Source organism: Escherichia sp. WS1152, assembly GCF_046487665.1.
Classification (GTDB): domain Bacteria; phylum Pseudomonadota; class Gammaproteobacteria; order Enterobacterales; family Enterobacteriaceae; genus Escherichia; species Escherichia coli.
Window position 1 is genome coordinate 147,905 of sequence record NZ_JBJQJA010000006.1, and the last position, 11,284, is coordinate 159,188.

General features: G+C 52.9%; 11 protein-coding genes. 4 read left to right on the plus strand and 7 right to left on the minus strand.

Features of this window, described 5'->3' with window-relative positions; all coding sequences use genetic code 11:
• Positions 1-3 precede the first annotated feature (3 nt).
• Entirely contained in the window at positions 4-2,082 is a 2,079-nt protein-coding gene (flhA, locus tag ACJHW7_RS11910; protein ID WP_001301446.1) for a formate hydrogenlyase transcriptional activator FlhA, read from the plus strand.
• 36 nt (positions 2,083-2,118) lie between these two features.
• Here the strand turns inward: flhA and ACJHW7_RS11915 are convergent, their stop codons facing one another.
• Positions 2,119-2,472, minus strand: a complete 354-nt coding sequence (locus tag ACJHW7_RS11915) for a nitrous oxide-stimulated promoter family protein (protein ID WP_021557128.1) — start codon at positions 2,470-2,472, stop codon at positions 2,119-2,121.
• A gap of 31 nt (positions 2,473-2,503) precedes the next feature.
• Positions 2,504-2,683, minus strand: coding sequence for a hypothetical protein (locus tag ACJHW7_RS11920; protein WP_000611933.1), 180 nt, complete (start codon positions 2,681-2,683; stop codon positions 2,504-2,506).
• A gap of 75 nt (positions 2,684-2,758) precedes the next feature.
• On the opposite strand from ACJHW7_RS11920, the gene mutS reads away from it, so the two are divergent.
• Complete coding sequence (gene mutS, locus ACJHW7_RS11925; RefSeq protein WP_001272907.1) at positions 2,759-5,320, plus strand: DNA mismatch repair protein MutS; 2,562 nt, start codon at positions 2,759-2,761, stop codon at positions 5,318-5,320.
• Between the two features lie 105 nt (positions 5,321-5,425).
• A complete protein-coding gene (gene pphB, locus ACJHW7_RS11930; protein WP_040234893.1) occupies positions 5,426-6,082 on the plus strand; it encodes a protein-serine/threonine phosphatase in 657 nt (218 codons plus the stop codon).
• 40 nt (positions 6,083-6,122) lie between these two features.
• Here the strand turns inward: pphB and ACJHW7_RS11935 are convergent, their stop codons facing one another.
• Genes ACJHW7_RS11935 through ACJHW7_RS11945 form a run of 3 tightly spaced genes read right to left on the minus strand, consistent with a single transcriptional unit; the run spans position 6,123 to position 8,390 of the window.
• Positions 6,123-6,359, minus strand: coding sequence for a non-oxidative hydroxyarylic acid decarboxylases subunit D (locus ACJHW7_RS11935; RefSeq protein WP_000562982.1), 237 nt, complete (start codon positions 6,357-6,359; stop codon positions 6,123-6,125).
• A 10-nt stretch (positions 6,360-6,369) separates the two neighbouring features.
• A complete protein-coding gene (locus ACJHW7_RS11940; RefSeq protein WP_000863205.1) occupies positions 6,370-7,797 on the minus strand; it encodes a non-oxidative hydroxyarylic acid decarboxylases subunit C in 1,428 nt (475 codons plus the stop codon).
• Positions 7,797-8,390: a non-oxidative hydroxyarylic acid decarboxylases subunit B gene (locus tag ACJHW7_RS11945; RefSeq protein ID WP_040234895.1), complete on the minus strand. Its 594-nt coding sequence runs from the start codon at positions 8,388-8,390 to the stop codon at positions 7,797-7,799. The genes ACJHW7_RS11940 and ACJHW7_RS11945 overlap by 1 nt, the downstream gene beginning before the upstream one ends.
• Before the next feature lie 146 nt (positions 8,391-8,536).
• Here ACJHW7_RS11945 and ACJHW7_RS11950 point away from each other — a divergent pair, with 146 nt between their 5' ends.
• Positions 8,537-8,944, plus strand: coding sequence for a MarR family winged helix-turn-helix transcriptional regulator (locus ACJHW7_RS11950; protein WP_001208062.1), 408 nt, complete (start codon positions 8,537-8,539; stop codon positions 8,942-8,944).
• A gap of 119 nt (positions 8,945-9,063) precedes the next feature.
• Here the strand turns inward: ACJHW7_RS11950 and rpoS are convergent, their stop codons facing one another.
• Positions 9,064-10,056 carry an RNA polymerase sigma factor RpoS gene (gene rpoS, locus ACJHW7_RS11955; protein WP_000081550.1) on the minus strand — a complete coding sequence of 331 codons (993 nt, stop codon included), beginning with the start codon at positions 10,054-10,056 and terminating at the stop codon, positions 9,064-9,066.
• Between the two features lie 62 nt (positions 10,057-10,118).
• Entirely contained in the window at positions 10,119-11,213 is a 1,095-nt protein-coding gene (gene nlpD / locus ACJHW7_RS11960; protein ID WP_306174120.1) for a murein hydrolase activator NlpD, read from the minus strand.
• Positions 11,214-11,284 lie beyond the last annotated feature (71 nt).

Consider the following 11,284-nt stretch of genomic DNA (forward strand, 5'->3'; position numbering starts at 1 on the left):
AAAATGTCATATACACCGATGAGTGATCTCGGACAGCAAGGGTTGTTCGACATCACTCGGACACTATTGCAGCAGCCCGATCTGGCCTCGCTGTGTGAGGCTCTTTCGCAACTGGTAAAGCGTTCTGCGCTCGCCGACAACGCGGCTATTGTGTTGTGGCAAGCGCAGACTCAACGTGCGTCTTATTACGCATCGCGTGAAAAAGACACCCCCATTAAATATGAAGACGAAACTGTTCTGGCACACGGTCCGGTACGCAGCATTTTGTCGCGCCCTGATACGCTGCATTGCAGTTACGAAGAATTTTGTGAAACCTGGCCGCAGCTGGCCGCAGGTGGGCTATACCCCAAATTTGGTCACTATTGCCTGATGCCACTGGCGGCGGAAGGGCATATTTTTGGTGGCTGTGAATTTATTCGTTATGACGATCGCCCCTGGAGCGAAAAAGAGTTCAATCGTCTGCAAACATTTACGCAGATCGTTTCTGTCGTCACCGAACAAATCCAGAGCCGCGTCGTTAACAATGTCGACTATGAGTTGTTATGCCGGGAACGCGATAACTTCCGCATCCTGGTCGCCATCACCAACGCGGTGCTTTCCCGCCTGGATATGGACGAACTGGTCAGCGAAGTCGCCAAAGAAATCCATTACTATTTCGATATTGACGATATCAGTATCGTCTTACGCAGCCACCGTAAAAACAAACTCAACATCTACTCCACTCACTATCTTGATAAACAGCATCCCGCCCACGAACAGAGCGAAGTCGATGAAGCCGGAACCCTCACCGAACGCGTGTTCAAAAGTAAAGAGATGCTGCTGATTAATCTCCACGAGCGGGATGATTTAGCCCCGTATGAACGCATGTTGTTCGATACCTGGGGCAACCAGATTCAAACCTTGTGCCTGTTACCGCTGATGTCTGGCGACACCATGCTGGGCGTGCTGAAACTGGCGCAATGTGAAGAGAAAGTGTTTACCACTACCAATCTGAATTTACTGCGCCAGATTGCCGAACGTGTGGCAATCGCTGTCGATAACGCCCTCGCCTATCAGGAAATCCATCGTCTGAAAGAACGGCTGGTTGATGAAAACCTCGCCCTGACCGAGCAGCTCAACAATGTTGATAGTGAATTTGGCGAGATTATTGGCCGCAGCGAAGCCATGTACAGCGTGCTTAAACAAGTTGAAATGGTGGCGCAAAGTGACAGTACCGTGCTGATCCTCGGTGAAACTGGCACGGGTAAAGAGCTGATTGCCCGTGCTATCCATAATCTCAGTGGGCGTAATAATCGCCGCATGGTCAAAATGAACTGCGCGGCGATGCCTGCCGGATTGCTGGAGAGCGATCTGTTTGGTCATGAGCGTGGGGCTTTTACCGGTGCCAGCGCCCAGCGTATCGGTCGTTTTGAACTGGCGGATAAAAGCTCCCTGTTCCTCGACGAAGTGGGCGATATGCCACTGGAGTTACAGCCGAAGTTGCTGCGTGTATTGCAGGAACAGGAGTTTGAACGCCTCGGCAGCAACAAAATCATTCAGACGGACGTGCGTCTAATCGCCGCGACTAACCGCGATCTGAAAAAAATGGTCGCCGACCGTGAGTTCCGTAGCGATCTCTATTACCGCCTGAACGTATTCCCGATTCACCTTCCGCCACTACGCGAGCGTCCGGAAGATATTCCGCTGCTGGCGAAAGCCTTTACCTTCAAAATTGCCCGTCGTCTGGGGCGCAATATCGACAGCATTCCTGCCGAGACGTTGCGCACCTTGAGCAATATGGAGTGGCCGGGTAACGTACGCGAACTGGAAAACGTCATTGAGCGCGCGGTATTGCTAACACGCGGCAACGTGCTGCAGCTGTCATTGCCAGATATTGCTTTACCGGAGCCTGAAACGCCGCCTGCCGCAACGGTTGTCGCTCAGGAGGGCGAAGATGAATATCAGTTGATTGTTCGCGTGCTGAAAGAAACTAACGGCGTGGTTGCCGGGCCTAAAGGCGCTGCGCAACGTCTGGGGCTGAAACGCACGACCCTGCTGTCACGGATGAAGCGACTGGGAATTGATAAATCGGCATTGATTTAACTGCAAATTGCCGGACAGATCTGACTGTCCGGCATACTATTCACGAGGTTTTTTCGGACGATATTTTTCCGGCAGTTCTGGCACCGGACGCTTGTCATCGATGAGATGACGCACGGTTAAGATCGGATGACGCCACAGCATTCTCGGCCCGGCCCAACGCATAATCTGTTTCATCTCTTCACGCTTTGCAGGCTGGTAACAGTGCACCGGACACTGCTTACAGGCTGGCTTCTCTTCGCCGAACACACATTTATCCAGCCGCTTTTGCGCGTAAACAAACAACGCCTCGTAATGCTTCGGCTCCGCTGACGCCTGCGGGCATTTCGCTTGATAAAGATCGATCATTTTTTTAATCGTCAGTTTTTCACGAGAGATACGCTTGCCGGACATGATGCCTCCACCTCATTAAGATGCATTTATATTACAACTTAATCTTAAAGGGCACTATGACTCTAAAGAAGAAGGGTTCGCCAACCGATACAATTTTGCGTACTTGCTTCATAAGCATCACGCAAAAGCTGCAAAACAGCATCTTTCCCGGAACCAGCATCAAGAACTCGCCGTTCGCTTCTTCCCCTGAAATGATTAACTCCGGTATCATGTGCGCCTTATGTGATTACAACGAAAATAAAAACCATCACACCCCATTTAATATCAGGGAACCGGACATAACCCCATGAGTGCAATAGAAAATTTCGACGCCCATACGCCCATGATGCAGCAGTATCTCAAGCTGAAAGCCCAGCATCCCGAGATCCTGCTGTTTTACCGGATGGGTGATTTTTATGAACTGTTTTATGACGACGCAAAACGCGCGTCGCAACTGCTGGATATTTCACTGACCAAACGAGGTGCTTCAGCGGGAGAGCCGATCCCGATGGCGGGGATCCCCTACCATGCGGTGGAAAACTACCTCGCCAAACTGGTGAATCAGGGCGAGTCCGTTGCCATCTGCGAACAAATTGGCGATCCGGCGACCAGCAAAGGTCCGGTTGAGCGCAAAGTTGTGCGTATCGTTACGCCAGGCACCATCAGCGATGAAGCCCTGTTGCAGGAGCGTCAGGACAACCTGCTGGCGGCTATCTGGCAGGACAGCAAAGGTTTCGGCTACGCGACGCTGGATATCAGTTCCGGGCGTTTTCGCCTTAGCGAACCGGCCGACCGCGAAACGATGGCGGCAGAATTGCAACGCACTAATCCGGCGGAACTGCTGTATGCAGAAGATTTCGCCGAGATGTCGCTGATTGAAGGCCGTCGCGGCCTGCGCCGTCGCCCGCTGTGGGAGTTTGAAATCGACACCGCGCGCCAGCAGTTGAATCTGCAATTTGGCACCCGCGATCTGGTCGGTTTTGGCGTCGAGAACGCGCCGCGCGGACTTTGTGCTGCCGGTTGTCTGTTGCAGTATGCGAAAGATACCCAACGTACGACTCTGCCGCATATTCGTTCCATCACCATGGAACGTGAGCAGGACAGCATCATTATGGATGCCGCGACGCGTCGTAATCTGGAAATCACCCAGAACCTGGCGGGTGGTGCGGAAAATACGCTGGCTTCTGTGCTCGACTGCACCGTCACGCCGATGGGCAGCCGTATGCTGAAACGCTGGCTGCATATGCCAGTGCGCGATACCCGCGTGTTGCTTGAGCGCCAGCAAACTATTGGCGCATTGCAGGATTTCACCGCCGGGCTACAGCCGGTACTGCGTCAGGTCGGCGACCTGGAACGTATTCTGGCACGTCTGGCTTTACGAACTGCTCGCCCACGCGATCTGGCCCGTATGCGCCACGCTTTCCAGCAACTGCCGGAGCTGCGTGCGCAGTTAGAAACTGTCGATAGTGCACCGGTACAGGCGCTGCGTGAGAAGATGGGCGAGTTTGCCGAGCTGCGCGATCTGCTGGAGCGAGCAATCATCGACACACCGCCGGTGCTGGTACGCGACGGTGGTGTTATCGCATCGGGCTATAACGAAGAGCTGGATGAGTGGCGTGCGCTGGCTGACGGCGCGACCGATTATCTGGAGCGTCTGGAAGTCCGCGAGCGTGAACGTACCGGCCTGGACACGCTGAAAGTTGGCTTTAATGCGGTGCACGGCTACTACATTCAAATCAGCCGTGGACAAAGCCATCTGGCACCCATCAACTACATGCGTCGCCAGACGCTGAAAAACGCCGAGCGTTACATTATTCCAGAGCTGAAAGAGTACGAAGACAAAGTCCTCACTTCAAAAGGCAAAGCACTGGCACTGGAAAAACAGCTTTATGAAGAGTTGTTCGACCTGCTGTTGCCGCATCTGGAAGCGTTGCAACAGAGCGCGAGCGCGCTGGCGGAACTCGACGTGCTGGTGAACCTGGCGGAACGGGCCTATACCCTGAACTACACCTGCCCGACCTTTATTGATAAACCGGGCATTCGCATTACCGAAGGCCGCCATCCGGTGGTTGAACAGGTGCTGAACGAGCCATTTATCGCCAACCCGCTGAATCTGTCACCGCAGCGCCGGATGTTGATTATTACCGGCCCGAACATGGGCGGTAAAAGTACCTATATGCGCCAGACCGCACTGATTGCGCTGATGGCCTACATCGGCAGCTATGTACCGGCACAAAAAGTCGAGATTGGACCTATCGATCGCATCTTTACCCGCGTAGGCGCGGCAGATGACCTGGCTTCCGGGCGCTCAACCTTTATGGTGGAGATGACTGAAACCGCCAATATTTTACATAACGCCACCGAATACAGTCTGGTGTTAATGGATGAGATCGGGCGTGGAACGTCCACTTACGATGGTCTGTCACTGGCATGGGCGTGCGCGGAAAATCTGGCGAATAAGATTAAGGCATTGACGCTGTTTGCTACCCACTATTTCGAGCTGACCCAGTTACCGGAGAAAATGGAAGGCGTCGCCAACGTGCATCTCGATGCACTGGAGCACGGCGACACCATTGCCTTTATGCATAGCGTGCAGGATGGCGCGGCGAGCAAAAGCTACGGCCTGGCGGTTGCAGCTCTGGCGGGCGTGCCAAAAGAGGTGATTAAGCGCGCACGGCAAAAACTGCGTGAGCTGGAAAGCATTTCGCCGAACGCCGCCGCTACGCAAGTGGATGGTACACAAATGTCTTTGCTGTCCGTACCGGAAGAAACCTCGCCTGCGGTCGAGGCACTGGAAAACCTCGATCCGGATTCACTCACCCCGCGTCAGGCGCTGGAATGGATTTATCGCCTGAAGAGTCTGGTGTAATAATAATTCCCGATAGTCTTTTGCTATCGGGAATATTAACGATAACTGACGAATCAAATAAAAATACCCTGTATAATAGGAAAGCTTATTTTACAGGGTAAAACCATGCCATCTACACGCTATCAAAAAATCAATGCCCATCACTATCGCCATATATGGGTCGTTGGTGATATTCATGGTGAATATCAGTTATTACAATCCCGCTTACATCAACTCTCTTTTTTCCCCGAAACCGACTTACTTATTTCTGTCGGCGATAATATTGATCGTGGGCCGGAGAGTCTTAACGTCCTGCGCCTGCTAAACCAGCCCTGGTTTATCTCCGTTAAAGGCAACCACGAAGCAATGGCGCTGGATGCGTTCGCGACCGGCGATGGCAATATGTGGCTTGCCAGCGGTGGTGACTGGTTTTTCGATTTAAATGATTCAGAGCAAAAAGAAGCTACAGATCTGTTGCTGAAATTCCATCACCTTCCACATATTATTGAAATCACTAACGACAACATAAAATATGTCATCGCACATGCAGATTATCCGGGGAGTGAATATCTCTTTGGTAAAGAAATAGCGGAGAGCGAATTACTCTGGCCTGTTGATCGTGTGCAGAAATCGCTTAATGGCGAGTTACAACAAATAAACGGCGCTGATTATTTTATATTTGGACATATGATGTTTGATAACATTCAGACGTTCGCTAACCAGATTTATATTGATACCGGATCGCCGAAAAGCGGGCGGCTGTCATTTTATAAAATAAAGTAATGAGGCCGGGTAAAGCAAAGCCACTACCCGGCACTTTTTATTAGCGCTTACCTTCCGCCAGCAGCGGCGGGATGCTCGGCACCATTGGCGCGTCATCAATATCTTTCTGCGTCATGCGGAACGCTTCGGGATAATGTTCGCGGCTGGTACGGCGCAGCGGTTCGGTATCGCGCCAGGTATAAAGGCAATGCTGGCACTGATATACCGTCCAGACATCTTTCACCGGCGATTTCGCCATCACTTCAATCTGTTCATCGGCACAACGTGGACAAATCATCTTGTTCTCCTTATTTACGTGCGGCCAGCATAGCGGTCAGTTTTTCAGCCCAGGCTTTGGTTTCCGGCAAATCCACCACCGGCTGGCTGTAGTGACCACGGTTGTCCGGGGCGACAGGCGTGGTGGCGTCGATAATCAGCTTGTCGGTGATCCCCGCCGGGCTTGAGCCAGGGTCGAGTTCCAGCACGGACATATTCGGCAACTGCACCAAATCCCCTGCCGGATTTACTTTCGAGGAGAGCGCCCACATCACCTGCGGCAGGTTGAACGGGTCAACGTCTTCATCGACCATAATCACCATCTTTACGTAGCCCAGACCGTGCGGCGTGGTCATCGCACGCAGGCCCACCGCGCGGGCAAAGCCGCCGTAGCGTTTTTTGGTGGAGATAATCGCCAGCAGGCCGTGGGTGTACATGGCGTTCACCGCCTGTACTTCCGGGAACTCGGCTTTAAGTTGCTGATACAGCGGCACACAGGTGGCTGGCCCCATCAGGTAGTCGATTTCGGTCCACGGCATGCCGAGGTACAGCGATTCGAAAATCGGCCTGGTGCGGTAAGAGACTTTATCGATGCGCACCACGGTCATGTTACGCCCGCCGGAGTAGTGTCCGGTAAACTCACCGAACGGCCCTTCAATTTCGCGTTTACGGCTTTCGATGACCCCTTCGAGGATCACTTCTGAACCCCACGGCACATCAAAACCGGTCAGCGGGGCGGTGGCGATCGGGTACGGGCTTTCACGCAGCGCGCCTGCCATTTCATACTCAGACTGATCGTATTTCAGTGGCGTTGCGCCCATCAGCGTGATGATCGGATCGTTACCGAGCGTGATCGCAATAGGTAGATCTTCACCGCGCTCTTCTGCTTTATGCAGATGCAGGGCGATATCGTGCATCGGCACCGGTTGCAGGCCGAGCTTACGCTTGCCCTTCACTTCCATGCGGTAGATGCCGACGTTCTGCTTGCCGAAGTTATCCGGGTCGAGCGGATCGCGGGAAACCACGCACGCTTTGTCGAGATAGAAACCGCCATCACCGTCGTTTAAACGAAACAGCGGCAGGATATCGAACAGATTAATCTCGTCACCATCGACGGTGTTCTGCGCCCAGGCTGGATTGGCGCGGCGCTCCGGGGCGATCGGGAAGTTATCCCAGCGGCGGATAAACTCATCAATCTGTTTTTTAACCGGGGTGTTTGGCGGCAGGCCCAGGGAAATCGCGTGGTTCTGCCAGGAACCGATGGTATTCATCGCCACGCGGGCATCGGTAAAACCGCGAATATTATCAAACCACAGCGCCGGTGCACCATCGCCGATACGCCCGGTGGCGTTGGCAGCGGCAGCCAGATCCGGTTCCGCGTTCACCTCTTCGCTGATTTTCAGTAACTGGCCGTGGTCATCAAGCGCCTGTAAAAAGCTGCGTAAATCATCAAATGCCATTATTCATTCTCCTGATAAAAATTCCGGACCTGCGGCAATCCTTGCCAGCGCCTGGCGTGGGGATGTTCGAGGCCAAATTGATCCAGCACGCGGGCTACTACATGGTGGACAATGTCATCTACCGTTTCGGGATGGTTATAAAAGGCAGGCATCGGCGGCACCATCGCCACGCCCATGCGTGAAAGTGCGAGCATATTTTCGAGATGGATGGTGCTAAGCGGCATTTCACGCGGCACCAGCACCAGTTTGCGGCCTTCTTTGAGCACGACGTCCGCCGCGCGCCCTACCAGGCCATCAGCGTAACCAGCGCGGATACCGGCGAGCGTTTTCATACTGCACGGAATAACGATCATGCCGTCGGTACGAAAGGAACCTGAGGAGATGGTCGCCGCCTGATCCGCCGGGTTATGGCTGAAGTCAGCGAGGGCAGCAACATCGCGGGCGCTGTAAGGCGTTTCCAGTTCAATGGTGGTTTTCGCCCACTTCGACATCACCAGATGAGTCTCGACATTCGGCATCTCCCGCAGCGCTTGCAGTAATGCCACACCAAGAGGCGCACCGGTAGCCCCTGTCATACCGACGATCAGTTTCATTGCTTACTCTCTTAATTGTTCGTATACGAACGTTATTATTAAAATACGCCTCTGTTCTCATTGCGGCAAGCACTGAAAAGTAACAACATCCCCTTCGTCACTGAAAAACCGCTATGATAGCGGCAGATAGTTTGCCCGGAGTTTACATGGCGTTACGAAATAAAGCGTTCCATCAGTTACGACAGCTTTTTCAGCAGCACACGGCTCGCTGGCAGCACGAGTTACCTGACCTGACCAAACCACAGTATGCGGTGATGCGCGCCATTGCTGATAAGCCTGGTATCGAACAGGTGGCACTGATAGAAGCAGCAGTCAGCACCAAAGCAACGTTGGCAGAAATGTTGGCAAGAATGGAGAATCGTGGCTTAGTCAGACGTGAACATGATGCCGCTGACAAGCGGCGTCGCTTTGTCTGGCTGACTGCCGAAGGAGAAAAGATACTTGCTGCGGCGATACCGATTGGTGACAGCGTGGATGAGGAATTTTTGGGGCGTTTGAGTGCAGAAGAGCAGGAGCTGTTTGTGCAGCTGGTGCGCAAGATGATGAACACATAGGATGCAAATTGCCGGGTAGGACGCTGACGTGTCTTATCCAGGCGACAAAAACACAAGCTTCCCAAACAAAAGAAAAAGGCCAGCCTCGCTTGAGACTGGCCTTTCTGACAGATGCTTACTTATTCGCGGAACAGCGCTTCGATATTCAGCCCCTGCGTTTGCAGGATTTCGCGCAAACGGCGCAGGCCTTCAACCTGAATCTGGCGAACACGTTCACGGGTGAGGCCAATTTCACGACCTACATCTTCCAGTGTTGCCGCTTCGTACCCCAGCAAACCGAATCGACGTGCCAGTACTTCACGCTGTTTGGCGTTCAGCTCGAACAGCCATTTGACGATGCTCTGCTTCATATCGTCATCTTGCGTGGTATCTTCCGGACCGTTCTCTTTTTCATCGGCCAGGATGTCCAGCAACGCTTTTTCGGAATCACCACCCAGCGGGGTGTCTACCGAGGTAATGCGCTCGTTAAGACGAAGCATACGGCTGACGTCATCAACTGGCTTATCCAGTTGCTCTGCGATCTCTTCCGCACTTGGTTCATGGTCCAGCTTATGGGACAACTCACGTGCGGTTCGCAGGTAAACGTTCAGCTCCTTTACGATGTGAATCGGCAAACGAATAGTACGGGTTTGGTTCATAATCGCCCGTTCAATCGTCTGGCGAATCCACCAGGTTGCGTATGTTGAGAAGCGGAAACCACGTTCCGGGTCAAACTTCTCTACCGCGCGGATCAGCCCCAGGTTGCCCTCTTCGATAAGGTCCAGCAACGCCAGACCACGATTGCCATAACGGCGGGCAATTTTTACCACCAGACGCAAGTTACTCTCGATCATCCGGCGGCGAGAGGCGACATCTCCACGCAGTGCGCGACGCGCAAAATAAACTTCTTCTTCGGCCGTTAACAGTGGTGAATAACCAATCTCACCAAGGTAAAGCTGAGTCGCGTCCAACACACGCTGTGTGGCTCCCTGCGATAACAGTTCCTCTTCGGCCAAATCGTTATCACTGGGTTCCTCTTCTACTAAGGCCTTTTCGTCAAAAACCTCAACTCCGTTCTCATCAAATTCCGCATCTTCATTTAAATCATGAACTTTCAGCGTATTCTGACTCATAAGGTGGCTCCTACCCGTGATCCCTTGACGGAACATTCAAGCAAAAGCCTGGTTCCGCCGATTTATCGCTGCGGCAAATAACGCAGCGGGTTTACGGATTTCCCCTTGTAACGAATTTCAAAATGCAAGCGTGTTGAACTGGTTCCGGTGCTACCCATGGTTGCTATTTTTTGCCCCGCCTTCACTTCTTGTTGTTCCCGGACCAGCATTGTGTCGTTATGGGCGTAGGCACTCAGGTAATCATCATTATGTTTGATGATAATCAGATTACCGTAGCCGCGCAGCGCGTTACCAGCATAAACAACGCGGCCATCTGCGGTCGCGATAATTGCCTGTCCTTTGCTGCCTGCGATATCAATCCCCTTGTTGCCCCCCTCAGAAGCGCCAAAGGTTTCGATCACTTTGCCCTCAGTCGGCCAGCGCCAGGTGGAGATAGGCGTACTGGTTGATGTACTGCTGACAGTCGGCTCGGTTGTGCTTGCTGTTGGTACCGTTACAGGCGCTGTGACCGTGGTCGCAGTTGGCTTGTTGTTCGGCAACATTTTGTTAGCACTCTGTTCACCCGAAGACTCAGAATACGTAATTGTCGGTTGCGACGCAACAGCAACGGTGGAATTTTGTGCAGGCTTGATCACAACTCCTTGCTCTGCTGCGTCGGCCTGGGTAATGGCATTTCCGCCAGTGATTGGCGTACCGGAAGCATTCCCCACCTGTAAGGTCTGACCAACGTTCAGCGCGTATGGTGCCTGAATATTGTTGCGCTGAGCAAGGTCACGGAAATCGTTGCCAGTAATCCAGGCGATATAGAAAAGTGTGTCGCCTTTTTTCACGGTGTATGTACTGCCGCTATAACTGCCTTTCGGAATGTTCCCATACTGACGGTTGTAGACGATTCGTCCGTTTTCCATCTGTACCGGCTGCTGAGCTACTGGCTGCACTGGCTGGATTTGCGGTTGTTGAGTAGCCTGAATTTGTGGCTGCTGTACCGGCTGAATTTGCGGTTGCTGCGCTGTAGACGTCGTCCCCATTTTCGGCGGCGGCGTAATCAACATACCAGAATTGGTATTTGCAGGCGCATTGCCATTAACGGAGCTGACCGGTGCCGGTGGATTTGAAGTGTCAGAACAGCCTGCCAGCCATAGCGAAACCAGTGACAAAGCCGCAATGCGGCGAACGGTGAATTTTGGGCTTCCCGCGCTCATTTATCCCCCAGGAAAAATTGGTTAAT

Bases quoted from the DNA above. Each gene is read 5' to 3' on its own strand.
- flhA (WP_001301446.1), top strand. From the start codon at position 4: ATGTCATATACACCGATGAGTGATCTCGGACAGCAAGGGTTGTTCGAC.
- ACJHW7_RS11915 (WP_021557128.1), bottom strand. From the start codon at position 2,472: ATGTCCGGCAAGCGTATCTCTCGTGAAAAACTGACGATTAAAAAAATG.
- ACJHW7_RS11920 (WP_000611933.1), bottom strand. From the start codon at position 2,683: ATGATACCGGAGTTAATCATTTCAGGGGAAGAAGCGAACGGCGAGTTC.
- mutS (WP_001272907.1), top strand. From the start codon at position 2,759: ATGAGTGCAATAGAAAATTTCGACGCCCATACGCCCATGATGCAGCAG.
- pphB (WP_040234893.1), top strand. From the start codon at position 5,426: ATGCCATCTACACGCTATCAAAAAATCAATGCCCATCACTATCGCCAT.
- ACJHW7_RS11935 (WP_000562982.1), bottom strand. From the start codon at position 6,359: ATGATTTGTCCACGTTGTGCCGATGAACAGATTGAAGTGATGGCGAAA.
- ACJHW7_RS11940 (WP_000863205.1), bottom strand. From the start codon at position 7,797: ATGGCATTTGATGATTTACGCAGCTTTTTACAGGCGCTTGATGACCAC.
- ACJHW7_RS11945 (WP_040234895.1), bottom strand. From the start codon at position 8,390: ATGAAACTGATCGTCGGTATGACAGGGGCTACCGGTGCGCCTCTTGGT.
- ACJHW7_RS11950 (WP_001208062.1), top strand. From the start codon at position 8,537: ATGGCGTTACGAAATAAAGCGTTCCATCAGTTACGACAGCTTTTTCAG.
- rpoS (WP_000081550.1), bottom strand. From the start codon at position 10,056: ATGAGTCAGAATACGCTGAAAGTTCATGATTTAAATGAAGATGCGGAA.